This is a genomic window from Pseudoalteromonas sp. S1608 (assembly GCF_005887265.1).
GTDB lineage: Bacteria > Pseudomonadota > Gammaproteobacteria > Enterobacterales > Alteromonadaceae > Pseudoalteromonas > Pseudoalteromonas undina.
In genome coordinates this window covers 1-17,599 of the sequence record NZ_PNDK01000009.1, presented here as the reverse complement: position 1 = coordinate 17,599, position 17,599 = coordinate 1, and the positions used below count along the sequence as shown (strand labels likewise).

At 40.0% G+C, this 17,599-nt stretch carries 19 protein-coding genes and 1 riboswitch; of the genes, 13 read left to right on the top strand and 6 right to left on the bottom strand.

Annotated features, from left to right (window positions below):
• Positions 1-32 precede the first annotated feature (32 nt).
• Both CWB75_RS04485 and rarD read left to right on the top strand, forming a co-directional pair.
• Positions 33-488 (top strand): thioesterase family protein, encoded by a 456-nt coding sequence (locus tag CWB75_RS04485; RefSeq protein ID WP_016900563.1) that lies wholly within the window; start codon positions 33-35, stop codon positions 486-488.
• 51 nt (positions 489-539) lie between these two features.
• Positions 540-1,460: an EamA family transporter RarD gene (gene rarD, locus CWB75_RS04480; protein WP_008467760.1), complete on the top strand. Its 921-nt coding sequence runs from the start codon at positions 540-542 to the stop codon at positions 1,458-1,460.
• 3 nt (positions 1,461-1,463) lie between these two features.
• Here the strand turns inward: rarD and CWB75_RS04475 are convergent, their stop codons facing one another.
• Both CWB75_RS04475 and CWB75_RS04470 read right to left on the bottom strand, forming a co-directional pair.
• Positions 1,464-2,696, bottom strand: a complete 1,233-nt coding sequence (locus CWB75_RS04475) for a GGDEF domain-containing response regulator (RefSeq protein WP_024600798.1) — start codon at positions 2,694-2,696, stop codon at positions 1,464-1,466.
• A gap of 85 nt (positions 2,697-2,781) precedes the next feature.
• Positions 2,782-3,156: a MaoP family protein gene (locus tag CWB75_RS04470; RefSeq protein WP_010391544.1), complete on the bottom strand. Its 375-nt coding sequence runs from the start codon at positions 3,154-3,156 to the stop codon at positions 2,782-2,784.
• Positions 3,157-3,245: 89 nt separating this feature from the next.
• Here CWB75_RS04470 and CWB75_RS04465 point away from each other — a divergent pair, with 89 nt between their 5' ends.
• From CWB75_RS04465 to ung, 8 genes are all read left to right on the top strand, one after another.
• The gene (locus CWB75_RS04465; protein WP_008467766.1) at positions 3,246-4,115 is read left to right on the top strand and encodes a LysR family transcriptional regulator; all 870 of its coding nucleotides are present in this window, start codon (positions 3,246-3,248) and stop codon (positions 4,113-4,115) included.
• A 163-nt stretch (positions 4,116-4,278) separates the two neighbouring features.
• Complete coding sequence (locus tag CWB75_RS04460) at positions 4,279-5,208, top strand: porin (RefSeq protein WP_138570003.1); 930 nt, start codon at positions 4,279-4,281, stop codon at positions 5,206-5,208.
• Between the two features lie 49 nt (positions 5,209-5,257).
• Positions 5,258-5,395, top strand: a riboswitch (cobalamin riboswitch).
• A gap of 74 nt (positions 5,396-5,469) precedes the next feature.
• Positions 5,470-6,282 carry an ABC transporter ATP-binding protein gene (locus CWB75_RS04455; protein ID WP_138570002.1) on the top strand — a complete coding sequence of 271 codons (813 nt, stop codon included), beginning with the start codon at positions 5,470-5,472 and terminating at the stop codon, positions 6,280-6,282.
• Between the two features lies 1 nt (position 6,283).
• Positions 6,284-7,294, top strand: a complete 1,011-nt coding sequence (locus CWB75_RS04450; RefSeq protein WP_138570001.1) for a FecCD family ABC transporter permease — start codon at positions 6,284-6,286, stop codon at positions 7,292-7,294.
• Positions 7,294-8,775: a cobyric acid synthase gene (locus CWB75_RS04445; RefSeq protein ID WP_138570000.1), complete on the top strand. Its 1,482-nt coding sequence runs from the start codon at positions 7,294-7,296 to the stop codon at positions 8,773-8,775. Before CWB75_RS04450 ends, CWB75_RS04445 begins: the two co-directional genes overlap by 1 nt.
• Positions 8,768-9,367 (top strand): cob(I)yrinic acid a,c-diamide adenosyltransferase, encoded by a 600-nt coding sequence (gene cobO / locus CWB75_RS04440; RefSeq protein WP_010391538.1) that lies wholly within the window; start codon positions 8,768-8,770, stop codon positions 9,365-9,367. Before CWB75_RS04445 ends, cobO begins: the two co-directional genes overlap by 8 nt.
• Positions 9,367-10,215, top strand: coding sequence for a cobalamin-binding protein (locus tag CWB75_RS04435; RefSeq protein ID WP_138569999.1), 849 nt, complete (start codon positions 9,367-9,369; stop codon positions 10,213-10,215). The genes cobO and CWB75_RS04435 overlap by 1 nt, the downstream gene beginning before the upstream one ends.
• Positions 10,212-10,874, top strand: coding sequence for a uracil-DNA glycosylase (gene ung / locus CWB75_RS04430; RefSeq protein WP_138569998.1), 663 nt, complete (start codon positions 10,212-10,214; stop codon positions 10,872-10,874). Before CWB75_RS04435 ends, ung begins: the two co-directional genes overlap by 4 nt.
• A gap of 59 nt (positions 10,875-10,933) precedes the next feature.
• Here ung and CWB75_RS04425 read toward each other — a convergent pair whose 3' ends face one another.
• Together CWB75_RS04425 and tal are read right to left on the bottom strand one after the other, a co-directional pair.
• Positions 10,934-11,122 (bottom strand): DUF3545 family protein, encoded by a 189-nt coding sequence (locus CWB75_RS04425; RefSeq protein WP_008110646.1) that lies wholly within the window; start codon positions 11,120-11,122, stop codon positions 10,934-10,936.
• Between the two features lie 226 nt (positions 11,123-11,348).
• Positions 11,349-12,299 carry a transaldolase gene (gene tal, locus CWB75_RS04420; protein ID WP_138569997.1) on the bottom strand — a complete coding sequence of 317 codons (951 nt, stop codon included), beginning with the start codon at positions 12,297-12,299 and terminating at the stop codon, positions 11,349-11,351.
• Positions 12,300-12,517: 218 nt separating this feature from the next.
• Between tal and yaaA the strand changes: the two genes are divergently transcribed.
• Positions 12,518-13,297, top strand: coding sequence for a peroxide stress protein YaaA (gene yaaA / locus CWB75_RS04415; protein WP_013465813.1), 780 nt, complete (start codon positions 12,518-12,520; stop codon positions 13,295-13,297).
• 119 nt (positions 13,298-13,416) lie between these two features.
• A complete protein-coding gene (locus CWB75_RS04410) occupies positions 13,417-14,373 on the top strand; it encodes a mechanosensitive ion channel family protein (RefSeq protein ID WP_138569996.1) in 957 nt (318 codons plus the stop codon).
• Between the two features lie 449 nt (positions 14,374-14,822).
• Here CWB75_RS04410 and CWB75_RS04405 read toward each other — a convergent pair whose 3' ends face one another.
• Both CWB75_RS04405 and srmB read right to left on the bottom strand, forming a co-directional pair.
• Complete coding sequence (locus tag CWB75_RS04405) at positions 14,823-15,143, bottom strand: BON domain-containing protein (RefSeq protein ID WP_036956628.1); 321 nt, start codon at positions 15,141-15,143, stop codon at positions 14,823-14,825.
• 238 nt (positions 15,144-15,381) lie between these two features.
• The gene (srmB, locus tag CWB75_RS04400; protein ID WP_010391528.1) at positions 15,382-16,608 is read right to left on the bottom strand and encodes an ATP-dependent RNA helicase SrmB; all 1,227 of its coding nucleotides are present in this window, start codon (positions 16,606-16,608) and stop codon (positions 15,382-15,384) included.
• A gap of 76 nt (positions 16,609-16,684) precedes the next feature.
• Between srmB and CWB75_RS04395 the strand changes: the two genes are divergently transcribed.
• The gene (locus CWB75_RS04395) at positions 16,685-17,383 is read left to right on the top strand and encodes a tRNA1(Val) (adenine(37)-N6)-methyltransferase (protein WP_010391527.1); all 699 of its coding nucleotides are present in this window, start codon (positions 16,685-16,687) and stop codon (positions 17,381-17,383) included.
• Positions 17,384-17,599: the final 216 nt, after the last annotated feature.

Sequence of the window (17,599 nt, the reverse complement as noted above, 5' to 3'; positions counted from 1 at the left end):
CATCGTACCACCTTAAAACATAGAGAATAATAATGAATAAAGAAATGTTGATTGAACAAGTTGGGGCGTTGTTTGTTAATAATATGCCTTTTAACCAATTTTTAAAAATAGCGGTGGAGTCACTTAGTACTGAACAAGCTAAAATCTCCTTTCCTTGGCAAGATGTATTAATAGGCAACCCCGCGCAAAAAATTCTCCATGGCGGAGTTATTTCGGCGGTACTTGATAATGTCGGTGGAATGCTTGCTGCTGCCAGTGTGATCGGAAAACTAGACGATGCAGATTTACCCAGTGTACATAAAAGGCTAGCCACACTGGGGACTATAGATTTACGCACCGACTATTTACGCCCAGGCAAAGGCGAGATTTTTATTGCTAGCGCTAAGCTGATTCGCTCAGGAAATAAAGTATGTGTGTGCCGAATGGAGTTACACAATGAGCAGTCAGTACAAATTGCTTTTGGAACGGGCACGTATTTAGTTGGCTAAAAAGTGAGAGGGGGGTAAACTGACGGCCTTTTAAATCACCAAGTGGTTACTATGTCGATTGATACCGAGCAGCGAAAGGGCGCTATTTTTGCCTGCCTCGCTTTTTTTATGTGGGGCCTCGCACCCATTTATTTTAAGATGATCCAACATGTGTCAGCATTTGAAATTTTAATGCACCGTGTTATTTGGTCAGTGGTGTTTCTTATTGTGGTGGTGAGTGTGCTCAGCTACTGGGATAAAATTAAACGCATTTTAATCCAACCTAAACTTATTTTGATGTTAGTTGTTACCTCGACCTTACTAGGGTTTAACTGGGGATTGTTTATTTGGGCCATCAATAACAATCACATGTTGGATGCCAGCCTAGGTTACTACATTAATCCTCTATTAAATGTGTTGCTTGGTATGGTGTTTTTAAACGAGCGATTACGTAAGTTGCAAGGTGCTGCTGTTGCTTTAGCTTTTACAGGCGTGCTGTTACAGCTAATTAGTTTTGGCTCATTCCCCGTGGTAGCGTTTTCATTAGCAACATCTTTCGCACTATATGGCCTATTACGTAAAAAGCTACAAGTTGATGCTCTGCCTGGGATTTTAATTGAGGCATTAATATTGTTACCCGTGGCGCTTACCTATTGGTGGCTAATGGTACCGACTGAAACGTCAAATTTACCAGGGAATGATTGGCTAACCAATGTATTATTGGTGAGCGCGGGCATAGTAACTACGCTGCCACTGCTGTGTTTTACCGGCGCGGCTAAGCGTTTGCAATATACAACGTTAGGGTTTTTTCAGTATATAGGGCCTAGCCTAATGTTTATTTTAGCGGTGGTATTTTATGGTGAGGTGTTTGATGCTGAGCGCGTAATTACCTTTGCGTGTATTTGGAGTGCATTGGCTATTTTTAGTTGGGACTCATACCATCAATCGCGAAAACGCAGAAAAGCGGCCATTGTAGCCTCTGGTGTGGTTTAAAAACTAAACCACTTTATTACGACCCGACTCTTTTGCTTTGTAGAGCTTTAAGTCGGCTTGTTTTAATAGTTCGTCAATTTGATAGGTTTCACTGTGGCTGAAGCCTATCGATAACGTAAACTTGATGTTTGCTTGACTGAATTCATGACTGTTAAGCTCAATAAAAAGCCTGAAGCTCTCTAGTCGTTTTAGCGCTTCCTGTTCGGTTAGCTCAGTAAAAAATACCGCGAATTCTTCTCCGCCTAAACGGGCAACCAATTGGTTTTCAAAATATTTATTAAAGCATATCGCAAGCCCTTTAAGCACTTCATCTCCGGCATCATGGCCATAGGTATCATTAATAGCTTTAAAATGGTCAATATCAAGCATAGCTAACATGGCTGGTGCTTTTGCTTTTTTAAACTGCTTTAATGACTTATTGGCCTCTTCAAAAAAGTAACGGCGATTAGGGAGTTTAGTTAAATAGTCAGTATTGGCTTGGCGCTTTATAGTTTCGATATGCTCTAGCATATCGACGTTTTGGCTTAACCTGCAGTAAAATTCTTCACTATTAAAAGGTTTATACAAGTAGTCATTTGCCCCATTTTTTAAAAATAAGGCAGACAAATTAGACGATGTAGCACCTGAGATACCAATAATAGCTTTTTCGTCATTACTATAAATGCGCCTAATTTCATTACACAGTTCAATACCGCCCATATTAGGCATTTCTTTATCTATGATAATCACAGAGATGTCAGGGGTATTTTCAAGCTCTTTAAGTGCCTCTAGGCCATCGGCTGCTTGTAATATTTGGTATTTATGACGTGTTAATAAATTACAAATATATTGGCGTGTAGACGCTGAGTCATCAACAACCAGTACTTTAACTTGCTTATTGCGAGGTAGGCGATAAAGCTGCTTTTCTAAATATTCGTAAGCTTGTTTATTGCCTTTGATAATGTAATCAATAATAGGGTACTTTTCGACGGTGTCGCGGGTTTGATTATCGATATTGCCAGTCATAACAATGGTAGGGATATCTGCTGCAACCGTGCAGGGAACCGCTTCCCCTTGCGGGGCATCAGGCAATATAAAATCAACGACTGCACAAAAATAAGCATGTTTACTTATTAGCTCTTTAGTCTCAGCCAGCGACTGGGCAATATCAACTTCATAGCCAATTTTTTGCGCGATATGCTTTTGCACTCGCGCAATAGTGGGGGTGTCTTCAACAATAAGTATTCTGTGCGTCACGTGGCAGCCTGTTTAAATTTTGCAAAAATGTTTGCTTATACAAGTTGTAACTGCTAAAACGCCAAAAAGCAACTATTGTAATGACTTATAGATTGTCTGCCTCAGAGTAATAATCTTGACTGATTGGTGTTGGCCCTGAAATTTTTGAGCGACCAAATAATGTATGAAATTTTGTTTTGCAGGTTGTTAACTTTAAGTATTTAACCCATGCTCGCTCTATGGGGTTGCTTGGCTCTACTATGCCACTAACCGCATTTACAAATTGTTGCTGATGTTCGTTTTGTGGCTCAACTGCTTTGTTATACAAGCTTTTTAAAACAACACCGTGCTGTTCTAAAATACTTGCCTCTAACAGGGTAAAGTGTCCGCTGCGACTAAATCCGCGTGGAAAGTTTTGATCATCATAAAACTGACGTTGACTAACAAATGCTTGACGAAGTAGTGAAATATCATTGCTCATAGCTGTACCCTCATACCAATTATTAGCTGGAGTATGGTACATAATCGCTATTTTTTTAAACAAAAAATTTTTATCGTGAGGATAAAAAATTGGACATAGATTTATTAAAAACATTTGTTGAAGTGGTGCGTACTCGCCATTTTGGTAAAGCGGCAGAAAACCTATACATAACGCAGTCTGCAGTGAGTTTTCGAATTCGTCAATTAGAGCAGGGCTTAGGCGTAAATTTATTTATTCGCCAGCGCAATAATATTCAACTCACCGCCCCTGGTGAGCGCTTGTTACCGCATGCTCAAATGATTATTACTGGAATGCAAAGGGCCAAAGTGGATGTTGCACTTGCAGATAATATGCATAAGCAAATCAGCTTGGCTGGGACTCCTAATATTTGGGATGCGTTTTTACAGTTTGGTATTACAAATATAGTATCGGCTATGCCCGGTGTATCTTTGGTGGCAGAGGTAAAAGCACAACAAGAGAGCACTCGATTACTATTAGAGCGCACCCTTGATCTAGCCATTTTATTTGATCCACCAAAAGTAGACGAACTCGTTGTTGAACGAATTTGTGAACTACCTATTATTCCGGTTAGTGGCTACGACACCGCAACAGGCGATAACTTTTTTGATAATCAATATGTTTATGTTGATTGGGGAACTACGTTTTCTCTTTGGCATGCCCGTCAATTTACCGGTAAAACGCCGCCTTATTTTAGAACCAGTACCGGACGTATAGCGCTTGATTTAATACTGCAATGTGGCGGTAGTGCGTTTATTCCACAGGTATTAGTTAAAGATCATTTAGAAAAAGGCGAACTTTTTCATGTAAAAGGGGTAGAAAATACGTCAAGAGATGTATTTGTTGCCTATCATAGAGATAACGAACAGAAAGAGTTAATAGAAACTCTGGTTAATTTGCTGTCGCAAATGACACCGAGTTTATTGAAACAAAGTAAGTAGTCGTTAAGCGGTATATTTTAGATGTTATTTTGATTTCAGATTTAATGCAGTTTTATTAACTTAAAAAGACAAAAATGTGTCCTTTGTAATATTTTTGTCATTTAGTGGTGACACACTGCTGCTGTTTTAAAAATTAGTCTATTGTGATTATCGAGGAAATAACATGAAATTTGCAAAATCGAGCTTATGCTTAGCCTTACTTAGTGGTTTATCTTTTAATGCGCTTGCAGAAGTAGACATTTACGGTAAAGCGAATGTAACCGTTCAATCATCTGACGATGGTGAAGGGTCGTTTACTGAAATTAAAAGTAATGCATCTCGTTTCGGACTTAAAGGGTCTGAAAAAATTTCAGACGGTTTAGAAGCTGTTTATAAGTTTGAATTTCAGGTTGATGTGTCGGATGCTGACTCAAAAGGCGATAAAGATAATATTTCAGCACGTAATCAATATGTAGGTTTTAAAGGTTCATTTGGTCAGGTAGTAATAGGCCGTAACGATACAGCGCTAAAGCAGGCGCAAGGTAAACTTGATTTATTTAATGACCTTGAAGGTGATATTAAAAACACTTTTAAAGGTGAAAACCGCTTAGGTAACTCAGTATCTTACGCTTCAAACTCATATGAAGGCTTTAAAGTATTAGCTTCATTTATTGCAGAAGATGATAAAGATGCCAAAAATGGTTACTCAGTGGCGTTAACTTATGGTGATGCTGGCCTTAAAAAGAGCGCTGTATATGCTGCTGTTGCTGCTGATAGTGAAGTAAATGGTTACGACGTAGTACGTGCAACAGTTCAAGGTAAAATTGAAGACTTTAGACTTGGTGCAATGTACCAAACACAAGAAAAAGTAGACGGTAGCGCTGAAGCTGACGGTTACTTAGTGAATGCAGCTTACCTAATGGGTAGCAACACTTTTAAAGTGCAATATCAAACTATGGATTTTGATGACAGCGATGATAAAAGTGCAGTATCGGTAGGTGTTGACCACAAGCTAAACAAAAATCTTAAGGTGTTTGGCTTTTACTCAAGTTTTGATATGGACAACAACGTTAACCAAGATTACCTAGGTTTAGGTATGGAATATAAGTTTTAACTAAGCCTCAGTTAAAACACTCCCTTTTAACCGCACTCAGCTGAGTGCGGTTTTTTTTGCTTTAAATTATTTACTTATCTGCGCATAATAGCCAAGCATTTGGAATGAGGTGAAACTCCTCAACTATACCCGTAACTGTAATCAGTTTTACTGTAAGTCAGATACAAGTGCCTTAAAACTTCATATAACGAGCGGGTTAACTCATTTTCTTTTTGGTACTTGTGGTACTGAGTGTGGGTTTTCCCTGCCTAGGATAATTTTTTGCACACTCAAACCGCTAAAAAAACTGCACTTCTAACCGTTAATAATGTCTCTTGGCGAGTGGGTAACACCTTAATCCTTGAGCATATTAATTTGAGTATTGAGCGTGGCAAGTTTGTTGGCTTAATTGGTCCTAATGGTGCGGGAAAATCGAGTTTACTGCGGTGCTTGTATCGATTTAATCAGCCGTCAGCGGGAGAGGTTAAATTTAATAACACCGATATTTGGCAACTAAAAAGCGAAGACTACGCCAAGCAAGTTGCCGTTGTGCTCCAAGAAACACCGTCGCAATTTAATCTCTCGTTATTCGATGTTGTGGCTCTAGGGCTTACGCCACATAAAACGTTATTCAGTTCGACCACCCAAGCAGATAAACAAAAAATAGCTCAGGCTATTAGCCATGTGGGGCTTGAATCTCATAGTACTCAATTATTTGATTCGCTATCTGGCGGTGAAAAGCAACGTGCTTTTATTGCCCGCGCTATTGTGCAGCAACCGCAACTTCTTATTATGGATGAACCAACTAGTCACCTTGATGTGAAATATCAAATTCAACTTATGGAGCTGGCTAAATCTCTAGGGAACACGGTATTTGCGTCATTTCATGACTTAAATTTAGCTGCTGCTATGTGTGATGAGTTAGTGGTTATTAAAAATGGAAAAGTTGTTGATGCAGGTAAGCCAAATAAAGTAGTCACTGAGCAGATGCTGGATGAGGTGTTTGGCGTTTGTGCACAAGTGAGCACTCACCCTCAATCAGCAGCTTCGGGTGAGGCTATTCCTCATATTACTTATTATTATGGATACCAATAATATGACGGTTTTTTCTAACCATACCGTTGCATTAATCGCTGCGCTACTATGCGCACTATTAAGTTTATTTATCGCACTGAGTTTTGGTGCGGCACCCACGTCGCTCGCAGATGTATATCAAAGCTTAACCTTTTCAAACGAGGCTTCATTTACCAGCCGTATTATTATTGAATTAAGAATGCCACGTACTTTGCTGGCTTTTTTAGCCGGTAGTGGCTTAGCGATTGCAGGTTTAATACTACAAACAGTCACCCGTAACCCCTTAGCAGATCCTTATTTATTTGGTATTTCGTCCGGCGCTTCATTAGGTGTGGTTATACTAATGTCTTTTGTGGGAGCTGGGGCGGGTATTGCGCTATCTGGGGCGGCATTAACCGGTAGTTTAGTGGCGATGGGATTATTAATTTTAATTGCTGGCAGCCAGCGTAATGCCCAAGTTGAATCGATGTTATTGGCGGGGGTAGCCCTATCATTTTTATTTAGTGCTTTTACTAGTTTGTTACTTTATTGGAGCGATCCACAAGCGGTCGCGGCTATTTTATTTTGGACTTTAGGTAGTTTTGCTAAAGCACAGTGGCAGTCGCTGCTGTTACCTGCCTTAGTCATTATAGTCTGTACAATAATCATGTTGGGTTTTAGGCGCCAGCTTAATGCCATGTTGTTAGGCGATGAAAGTGCGACAACGCTTGGCGTAAGAGTACATCGTTTTAGAATTTTAATGCTTATTTTAAGCTCGTTGATCACGGCCGTGTTAGTTGCCAACTGTGGTGGTATTGGTTTTGTTGGCTTGATGGTGCCACACATAGTGCGCTTTTTTATCTCTCAAGGTAGCCGCGTTGGATTATTAATGACCGGATTAGTCGGGGGAATATTTATGGTGTGGGTCGATGTGCTCGCTCGCTCACTATTAAGTAATCAAGAGTTGCCAATCGGGGTGATCACGGCGGCTATCGGCAGTCTATTCTTTTTAAGTATATTGTATTTTCGTAAGCGTCAGCTGGTGGTTCAATAATGAAAACACTAATGGTACAAGGCACTACCTCAGATGCGGGTAAAAGTACCCTGGTTGCAGCACTTTGCAGAGTGTTTGCTAATCAAGGTGTTAATGTAGCGCCGTTTAAACCGCAAAATATGGCGCTTAATAGTGCCGTAACTCATGATGGCGGTGAAATTGGTAGAGCACAAGCATTACAAGCCGTTGCGGCAAAAGTTGCACCTGAAATAGACTATAACCCGATATTACTCAAACCCAATAGTGATACCGGCGCGCAAGTTATTATTCATGGTAGGGCTATCAGCAATATGGAAGCCGACTCTTACCATGACTATAAAAAAGTGGCTATGGAAGCGGTATTAACCTCGCATAATCGTTTAGCTAAACGCTTTGACTTATTGTTGGTTGAAGGGGCTGGTAGCCCAGCTGAAATTAACTTACGCGCAAACGATATCGCCAATATGGGCTACGCCGAAAAGGTCGATTGCCCGGTAATTATTATTGCTGATATTGATAAAGGGGGTGTGTTTGCTCACCTAGTAGGGACTTTGGCGCTATTAAGCGAATCAGAGCAAGCACGGGTAAAAGGCTTTGTGATTAACCGTTTTCGTGGTGACATTAGCCTATTACAAGGCGGGTTAGATTGGCTTGAAGAGTACACAGGTAAACCTGTGTTAGGGGTGTTACCCTACCTACACGATTTAGCACTTGATGCCGAAGATGCCGTTGCTATAGATAATAATGTGACCGAAGCCAGCATTAATATTGCGGTGCTGCTAGTGCCTCATATTAGTAACCATACCGATTTTGATGCACTGCGATTACACCCACATATAAATATAACCTATGTGCGCCATACTCAAACAATTCCTGATGTTGATTTAATTATTGTGCCTGGTAGTAAAAATGTACTTAGCGATTTGGTATTTTTAAAAAATGAAGGCTGGGATCAGCAAATAAAACGCCATTTACGCTATGGTGGCAAAGTATTGGGTATTTGCGGCGGTATGCAAATGCTAGGTAATACGATTTGTGACCCTAATGCGGTGGAATCATCATTAGGGCAAATAGCTGGGTTAGCGCTTAGTGATTTTGATACCATTTTAGGTGAGCAAAAAGTGCTAAGCCAAGTAAATGCAATACTCAATTTAAACCAGCAGCAGGTTGCTTGTCAGGGTTACGAAATACATGCTGGGATCAGTAAAGGTCAGGCGCTCAACAAACCACTTATTCGCTTTAATAAACACCCAAATGGCTTTGAAACTGATGGTTTTATTAGTGATGATAATGCTATTGCTGGTACTTATTTACATGGCTTATTTGACAACGCAGCCGCTACAGAGCTGCTATTAAAGTGGCTAAAACCAGACAGTGAAATTAGTGGTATCAGCATCAATGAGCATCGCGAGCGCCAGCTAGAACGCCTCGCTGAAATGTGCCAAACACATTTAAACATTGAACAAATTATTAAAATTTACCAAGGACATAACAATGACTGAATCAACAAACGACAAGCACCAACAGCGCCAGCAAAAAGTAAAAGAACAAGTTGATGCTCGAGTAGCAGCGGCACAGCAAGAAAAAGGCATTTTTCAGGTTATTACTGGTAATGGCAAAGGTAAATCAACCTCTGGTTTTGGTGTGGTTGCACGCTGTGTTGGCCATGGTAAAAAGGCCGCGGTATGTCAGTTCATTAAAGGTACATGGGAATGTGGTGAGCGTAATTTACTACAAGGTGCTGGAGTTGAATTTGCTGTTATGAACACAGGTTTTACTTGGGATACGCAAAATAAAGAGGCCGATACTGCGGCAGCACAAGCAACATGGCAAGAGTCAAAGCGGATGCTAAGCGACAGCAGTATCGATGTGGTATTACTCGATGAGCTCACCTATATGGTGACCTATGGCTATATCGACCTTGAGGAAGTGGTTGCTGCAATTAACAACCGACCTGCAATGCAATCGGTAATTATTACTGGCCGTGCTGCGCACCGTACCTTAATTGAGCTGGCCGATACCGTAAGTGAAGTGCGTAATGTAAAGCATGCGTTTGAGTCGGGCGTAAAAGCACTAAAAGGCTTTGATTACTAATGTTAAAGCGCATTATTCTTGGGCTGTTATTGTTTGCTGTTTATGTACCTCAAGCCTTATCCGACAAGCCGCTTCGTATTGTGGCTTTGGCACCACACATAGTCGAAAATTTATATGCCATTGGGGCGGGTAATCTAATAGTGGGCACGCTGGATTACGCAGATTACCCACAAGAGGCGACTAAAATTGAGCGTATCGGCGGCTATAATGGCATTTCTATCGAAAAGTTACTCATGCTCAAGCCTGACATGGTCATTGCGTGGAAAAGCGGTAATCAGGCAGAAGATTTAGCACAAATTAAGCGACTAGGGATTGAATTGCATTTAAGTAATCCACGCTCTATTGAAGGCGTAGCTAAGGAAATACTAAAATTAGGTCAATTAACCGGTCATATTGAGCAAAGTAAAAAAGTAGCTGAGGCATTTACAGTTAAGCTCAACGCAATTAAAGCCGCGCAGCATAATAAAACCATGCTTACTGGGTTTTATCAGCTGTGGCCAGAGCCTATGATGACGGTATCAAAAAATACCTGGATAAATCAGTTAATCGAAACCTGCCAAGTGACCAATGTATTTGCCGACAGCGACACAGATTACCCACAAATCAGCATTGAAAACGTGATAGTGACTAAGCCACAAGTTATTATTATTCCTGATGAAAAATCAAAACGGGTAATACCTACAGTTAATTGGCAGCAATGGCCTGAAATTCCGGCGGTTAAATATGAGCAATTTATTAGCGTTAACGCGGATTTATTACATCGTTTTTCCCCTAGAATGCTTGATGGGTTAGCACAAATGTGTGACAAAATTGAGGTATCTAGAGAACTTATTAAGAGTCAATTATGAGCAACTGGTCATCTTTTTTAAATCACGAACTTAGTCAAGTATATATGCAGCAAACCCTTGAATATGTTGCGAATAAACGATCAAACGGTATTGCTGTGTATCCACCAGAACCGCAGGTGTTTAACGCGTTTGATGCAACTCCACTTAGCGATATTAAAGTGGTTATATTAGGCCAAGACCCTTACCATGGAGAAGGGCAAGCGCATGGCTTGTGTTTTTCTGTATTGCCTGAAGTTAAAAAGCTCCCGCCTTCACTTAAAAATATTTATAAAGAGTTAGTGACGGACATTAATGGTTTTATTACGCCAGAGCATGGCTATTTACAAAGCTGGGCAGATCAAGGCGTGTTTTTGCTTAATACCGTATTAACAGTAGAGCAAGGCCAAGCCCATTCCCATAAACATTTAGGTTGGGAGCAATTTACCGATAACGTAATTACTCATATAAATGAGCATTGCCAAGGAGTGGTGTTTATTTTGTGGGGCGCACATGCACAAAAGAAAGGTAAAAGCATTGATCGCCAGCGCCATCATGTATTGTCTGGACCGCACCCTTCACCGCTTTCAGCGCATCGCGGCTTTTTTGGCTGTCAGCACTTTTCAAAAACCAATGAACTGTTAATAGCGCAAGGAGCGCAGCCCATTAATTGGCAAGTATAGGGTAATTGGTATTAAAAAAGGCTTTCATAAATGAAAGCCTTTTTAGTTGCTGTTGTTGATTAAAACTCTAATTCATCAATAGCAATACTATCAGCAAAATAGTCGAGCTCCTGTAGTTCTTTGCGCAAACGTTGCTTATCTTTTATTGCTTCTATTTCGCGCCATTTTCTTTTTTTATTTTTTTGAGAGGTTTTTTTCGATGTATCAGAACCTTCTAATATCTCTATTATTTCGTTTAGGCTATCCATTGATTATCTCCTATTGACCACTTTTTGAACCTCGGCAGTATCTATACCACAGCTATTAATAAAATAGAATATAAATGTGACGAAACTGTTACTGATGGGTGGTATTTTGATGAAGATCAATACAAAAAGAACGTAAATGGGGACAAGTCGAGTATTTAAAGTAAATCGCAGACATAAAAAAACGCCGCTAAAAGCGACGTTTCTTAACTCATTAAACAGCTGTTAGTTACATCGCTTTAAAGCGTGCCTCTAGTTGCTCTTGCGCATCTGCAAATGAGCGAATACCTTCAGCTAGTTTCTCAGTAGCCATAGCGTCTTGGTTATGTAACCAACGGAACTGTGCTTCGCTAAGTGGCTCTGGTTTTGGCTCTTTAGCAATATCGTTTTCTAGTAAGTATTCTTGTGCGTCTTCTAAATTACCTAGCTCTTCTAAAAGATTAGGGCTAATTGTTAGCTTATCGCAACCTGTAAGGGCAATAATTTCACCGGTATTACGAAAGCTTGCGCCCATAACAACCGTTTTGTAATCGTGACGTTTGTAAAACTCAAAAATACTACGCACCGATTGTACGCCAGGATCTTGTAGCGGGTCGGTTGGTTTTTCCATACCGTTTGCTACGTGCCAATCTAAAATTCTGCCAACAAATGGCGAAATTAAAAATACGTTTGCATCAGCACAGGCACGGGCTTGAGCATCACTAAATAAAAGCGTTAAGTTACATTTAGTGCCTTCTTTTTCTAACTGTTCTGCGGCTTTAATGCCTTCCCACGTAGAGGCAACTTTAATTAAAATCTTGTCTTTGCTTACACCTTCTTTCTCGTAAAGGCTTAGTAAAGTATGTGCTTTATTAATTGTTGCTTGGGTATCAAATGATAAACGTGCATCAACTTCAGTAGAAATATAACCCGGAACAATTTCGCTAATTTCTTTACCGAGTAATACTGCAAAATAGTCACAAGCCAGCTCTAGTTGTTTTGCAGGCTGTTGCTCGGTTTCTTTAGCGTATTGCCATGCTTTATCTAGATAAGGTTTGTAAGCTTCAATCTCGCTCGCTTTTAAAAGCAGCGATGGATTGGTAGTCGCATCTTCAGGTTGATGTTTTTTTATGGCTTCTATATCGCCCGTGTCGGCCACGATAGAAGAGTGTTGTTTAAGCCTTTGTAGAGCGCTAGTCATTTGCTTTTCCTCATTCCAAGCAAGTTAAAAGAAAATCTAAACTACCTTAATATAGCTATACTGCAACAGTGTGACAATGCTTGATAGGTCTTATGTCCTTATCAATGAAAAAACGGTAACGGTTGAGTTTTAGGTAGGATAATTTTAAACAAAACGTGCTTTTCGTCTCATTTAATGTTGAAATTGACATTAAATAATTTACAAGTCAATAGCTAACTATGATCACTGTTATTTCACCAGCAAAGAATCTTGATTACGACACGCCACCCGCAACAGATAAGTTCACTCAACCTGAATTACTTGAGCACAGCGAAGCGCTCATGAAAGTATGCCGTGAACTAACTCCTGCGCAGATTGGCAGTTTAATGAAAATTAGCGATAAGCTCGCGGGCCTTAATGCAGCACGTTTTAGTGAGTGGGCGCAACCGTTTACTACGAGTAATGCTAAACAAGCGGTGCTTGCCTTTAATGGCGATGTATATGGCGGTTTAGATGCCGACACCCTAACGGCTAAGCAACTTGATTATGCTCAAGAGCATTTACGTATACTCTCGGGTTTATACGGATTATTAAAACCGCTTGATCTAATGCAAGCCTACCGCCTAGAAATGGGTACAAAGCTTGAAAACAGCCGTGGTAAAAACCTATATGAGTTTTGGGGCAGTATTATTGCTAATAAACTTAACGACGTTTTAGCGGCACAAGATGCACAATACTTAGTTAATTTAGCGTCTAACGAATACTTTAAAGCGGTAGATAAAAAAACGCTTAACGCACAAATTATTACGCCACATTTTAAAGACTGTAAAAACGGCCAATATAAAGTGATTAGCTTTTACGCTAAAAAAGCGCGCGGCATGATGGCGCGTTACCTTATCGAAAACCAAGTCACGCAATTAAGTCAGCTTAAAGAGTTTACCGTGGCCGGTTATTACTTTAGCTCAGAAGCAACCACTAAAGAACTTGAACCGGTATTTTTGCGCGAAGAGCAAAGCTAAATTTAGCGCTATTTGCAGCTAAACACATACCCAAAAAGCTATGCATTGCATGGCTTTTTTTATACTGGCGCTATTTTTGCAAACCTTAGGTTATTAATAGAAACTAAGGTATAAAATAAATGCTCTCAATTCCCTCAATTACAGAAGCCGAAAAACTTATAGAAGAGAAGCTCGGCGGTTGGTTTGATGTTGTTATAAGTCATATCCCTAACTTTATAGTCGCGGTGATTATTGCGATTATATTTTCATTTATTGCCCGCCTTGCAGGCAAAGGAATGAAAAAAGTATTGCGTCGCTCGCTCGATTCTACTCAAATTGCTGACTTAATGGCCTCCATTTTTAAAGTTATTGTTCTGAGTGTCGGGGTCTTTATTGCCCTTGATTTTATGGGCTTAAAAAGTACCGTTACGTCACTGCTTGCGGGTGCAGGTATTGTTGGTCTCGCCATTGGTTTTGCTTTTCAAGATATGACCGAAAACCTAATTGCGGGTATTGCTATGGGTATTCGTAAACCGTTCAAAGCGGGTGATGTTATCGAGACCGATAACGTATTTGGTTCAGTGCATTCAATAAACTTGCGCAACACACTAATAGAGAGCTTTTACGGGCAGTTGATACTGGTTCCTAATAAAATACTATTTAGAAATGTACTGCGTAATTACAGCACTTTAGGGGTCAGAAGAATAGAGGTACCTGTAGGTATTTCTTACGCTGATGATATAGAAAAAGCCAGTGAAGTTATTGTCGATAAAATTAATCAATTCGACTTTGTGATCCGCAAAAATGAGACCGCTGTATACGCAGAAGGCTTTGGTGATAGCAGTATAAACTTACTGGTATGGTTTTGGATTAAATACCCTGGCGAGCCCGACTTTATGACGGTGCGTCACAAAGGCGTTGTGGCAGTAAAGCAAGCACTCGATGCTGCTGATATAAGTATTCCGTTTCCTATTCGTACGCTGGATTTTGGTATTAAGGGCGGTGAAAAACTCGATGCCATGATAAGCGATAAAATAAGTCAGCAGTCAGCAAATAAAGAGGGTGACAATAATACTGATGCAAGACAAGGTGAGTAAATAATTTAAAACCCCGAAGGTAAAAGCATTGGGAAATAGTTACTGACTATCAGCGCGTTTTTACAAAGTAAAACGCGCTTTTTTATAATAATTAATTGATGATCTGAAGTAATTAAAGCCTTGCGTTAACTAAGTTAAAAGCGTCTCAATTAGAAAACTATATCGATAAGGTTTCTCATCTCAAAATAGATTACTTAATTAATCGAATTTGTGCTCAAGCTTGATGCAAGCCCTATATAGTAAGTGTCTGTGAGTAATAAAGGATTCAATGGTATAAGTAGCTGCAATGAGCGTCGCGATTGGTGCGTAAACGAAAAGGCTTTTAATCAAGCTATTTAAACTGGATTGGGATTATGTCTGTATTGAATTTATATTGTGCAGGCCATAAAAAGCGCCGCTTGTGTTGGAGAAGCAAGCAGCGCTGAAGAATAAGTTAAGAAGGAGGTGTATTAAATAACACTAATTTTGTTGCGAATTACTTTAACTCCATCCATATTTTCTAAAAATTTTTGTGCAAGAGCACGTTCAAAACCGTTATTAGCTTTGCCATTAAGTTCAACGTCGCCATTTTCGACCTGTACGTTCAAATTTTCTAATTCTAAATTTGGATTAGTACGTAACTCATGAGTAATAGATTGTTGTAAATTAGGTTGTGTGGCCACACTACTTACTACTGCTAAATGCGTTGCTGCACTAACTTTAAAAGCAGAGACTAATAAAAATAAACAACAAAACGAAATAAAACCGATAGTAAATTTAATGCGACTCATAACTATATCCTTAGTGTTTTTGAAAAAGCAGCGCCGATACTCGGCGTTTTAATACTCATACACTAGCTTGGGTTACAAGTTTCATTCCAAAATTAACCATTTGAAATAATTGGATATTTTATTAAGTAGTTATTCAGCTAAGTAGTTTTTACATATTACTCTGAATTGCTTACTCACTGTTTTTAAGCCACAAAAAAGCCGACAAACGTCGGCTCAATCAAATGTATTAAAGCTAAAGCTATTTTTTCTTTTTAGCTTTGGCTTTTTTCTTCGCTTTCATTTTTACTGGATCTTTACGCTTTTTAACTGGTGGCTTAGCTTCTTTATGTTTTGGCTCTAATCCTTTAAATACACGGCGTTTTAGCTTCTGTTCTATGTAACGTTCTACTTTGTAAAGGATGCCAATATCGTGCGCTTCAATTAGTGAAATCGCTATGCCTTTTTTACCCGCGCGGCCTGTACGGCCAATACGGTGTACGTAAACATCTGCAGTGCGAGGCATATCAAAGTTAATTACGTGGCTTATATCAGCTACATCAATACCACGCGCGGCTACATCGGTCGCGACTAAAATGCGGGTTTTGCCACTGTGGAAATTTTCCATCGCTTTCATGCGTTTATCTTGTGGCATTTCACCACGTAGCCACGCAGCTTTAACGCCGTTATTGGTTAGTTCACCAATAAGGGTTTCAAGGCGCTCACGAGTTTTTACAAACACAATCGCTTTACTAACATCAGGGCCGTTTAAGGTGTTAACTAATAGCTCAAGCTTGTGATGGTAATCGTCAGCTAAATGAACCCATTGATGTATTTTAGCTTTTTCTTTGCGTGATGATTCGGCTTCAAGCAGAGCCGGGTCGTTTAAAATACGCTCTGCAAATAATTCTACGCTGTCACCTTCAAGAGTAGCTGAGAATAAAAAGCACTGACGACGATTTTTAGCTTCATCACAAATACGCAGCATTTCTTTACGAAAGCCCATGTCGAGCATGCGGTCGGCCTCATCAAGAATGAGCATTTCTACGTTTTCTGCGTGGAAGTTTTCAGTTTCCAAATACTCCATTAAACGCCCAGGTGTGGCGATTAAAATGTCGTTATTATTTTCAAAAATTTCTTTGTGTGTACCGTAATTAATACCGCCGGTAACCACCCCAATTTTTAAGTGGGTTTGTTTTGCAAGTAACTCACATTGTTCATGAATTTGATAAGCAAGCTCGCGAGTTGGGGTCATAATTAATACCCGTGCAAAGCCCGGATCACGACGCGGGAAATCCATTAAATATTGAATTGCTGGAATTAAGAATGCCGCCGTTTTACCCGTACCTGTTGGTGCAGACGCTAAAATATCACGCCCTTGCAACGCCTCAGGAATGGCTTGTTGTTGAATGCTAGTAGGGGTTTCAAAACCCATTTTATTAATAGCATTGAGTAGCTTATTATCAAGATCAAATTCAGAAAATTGCATAGAGTGTCAAAAATAGGGGACAATTGCCGTTAATTATACGCACTTAAACCTACTTGGTGAATGAAAAGGTGAAAAAATGTCTGGTTTTGCATTTAAACAATTTAAGGTTGAGCACGACCAGTGCGCCATGAAGGTATCTACCGATGGTATTTTACTTGGAGCATGGGCTGATTTAAGCGGTGCAAGTTCGTTATTAGATATTGGCACAGGTACGGGGTTGTTGGCGTTAATGTGTAAACAGCGAGTGCCAGATTTAAAGGTGAGTGCGGTTGAGGTTGATAAGGCCGCCTACCAGCAAGCTGTACAAAATTGCCAGCAAAGCCCTTGGCCAGACATTAGCATTTATCACCAGTGTGTACAGCAGTTTGCGGCTGAGACTAAATTTGATTGCGTTATATCTAATCCACCTTATTTTAATCACAGTTTAAAAAGTGATAATGCAGCACGCAATGCCGCTCGCCATACCGATGGTTTAAGCTTTGCAGAACTGATTGCTGCGTTTAAACGCTTAACGCATAAGCAAGCACGTTTTAATTTAATTTTGCCTAGTGAAGAGGCACAGTTATTTATAACCTTGGCGCAGCAGCAAGGGCTGTATTTAAGCGCGCATTGCCAAGTAAAAACCACACCGAGTAAAGTGTTCAGCCGCAGCTTAATGCGCTTTAGCTCAATCAAAACAGAATTAGAGCAATCAGTGCTTTGCATAAAAGATGAAAACAACACCTACACAGCTGATTATGTCGGGCTTTGCAAAGCATTTTATTTAAAGATGTAAGCTATTTATTGAGCTTGGTTATTTAGGGCGTGTTGATCTTTGATGGTTGGATTTGCAGCAGTATGTTTGGTTTTTAGGCAAGGCAGAGCCTATGTAGTGTGGTTATTCCCCATAAATAGGCGATAACGCAGCATAAATACCAAACATGCGCAGCCCTTTGGTTTCTTCCAAACGGCGATATACTCGTAGTTGCTCGAGTTTTACATAGCCACATAT

Coding starts and splice junctions, on each gene's coding strand:
- CWB75_RS04485 (WP_016900563.1), top strand. CDS start 33: ATGAATAAAGAAATGTTGATTGAACAAGTTGGGGCGTTGTTTGTTAAT.
- rarD (WP_008467760.1), top strand. CDS start 540: ATGTCGATTGATACCGAGCAGCGAAAGGGCGCTATTTTTGCCTGCCTC.
- CWB75_RS04470 (WP_010391544.1), bottom strand. CDS start 3,156: ATGAGCAATGATATTTCACTACTTCGTCAAGCATTTGTTAGTCAACGT.
- CWB75_RS04460 (WP_138570003.1), top strand. CDS start 4,279: ATGAAATTTGCAAAATCGAGCTTATGCTTAGCCTTACTTAGTGGTTTA.
- CWB75_RS04450 (WP_138570001.1), top strand. CDS start 6,284: ATGACGGTTTTTTCTAACCATACCGTTGCATTAATCGCTGCGCTACTA.
- CWB75_RS04445 (WP_138570000.1), top strand. CDS start 7,294: ATGAAAACACTAATGGTACAAGGCACTACCTCAGATGCGGGTAAAAGT.
- cobO (WP_010391538.1), top strand. CDS start 8,768: ATGACTGAATCAACAAACGACAAGCACCAACAGCGCCAGCAAAAAGTA.
- CWB75_RS04435 (WP_138569999.1), top strand. CDS start 9,367: ATGTTAAAGCGCATTATTCTTGGGCTGTTATTGTTTGCTGTTTATGTA.
- ung (WP_138569998.1), top strand. CDS start 10,212: ATGAGCAACTGGTCATCTTTTTTAAATCACGAACTTAGTCAAGTATAT.
- CWB75_RS04425 (WP_008110646.1), bottom strand. CDS start 11,122: ATGGATAGCCTAAACGAAATAATAGAGATATTAGAAGGTTCTGATACA.
- tal (WP_138569997.1), bottom strand. CDS start 12,299: ATGACTAGCGCTCTACAAAGGCTTAAACAACACTCTTCTATCGTGGCC.
- yaaA (WP_013465813.1), top strand. CDS start 12,518: ATGATCACTGTTATTTCACCAGCAAAGAATCTTGATTACGACACGCCA.
- CWB75_RS04410 (WP_138569996.1), top strand. CDS start 13,417: ATGCTCTCAATTCCCTCAATTACAGAAGCCGAAAAACTTATAGAAGAG.
- CWB75_RS04405 (WP_036956628.1), bottom strand. CDS start 15,143: ATGAGTCGCATTAAATTTACTATCGGTTTTATTTCGTTTTGTTGTTTA.
- srmB (WP_010391528.1), bottom strand. CDS start 16,608: ATGCAATTTTCTGAATTTGATCTTGATAATAAGCTACTCAATGCTATT.
- CWB75_RS04395 (WP_010391527.1), top strand. CDS start 16,685: ATGTCTGGTTTTGCATTTAAACAATTTAAGGTTGAGCACGACCAGTGC.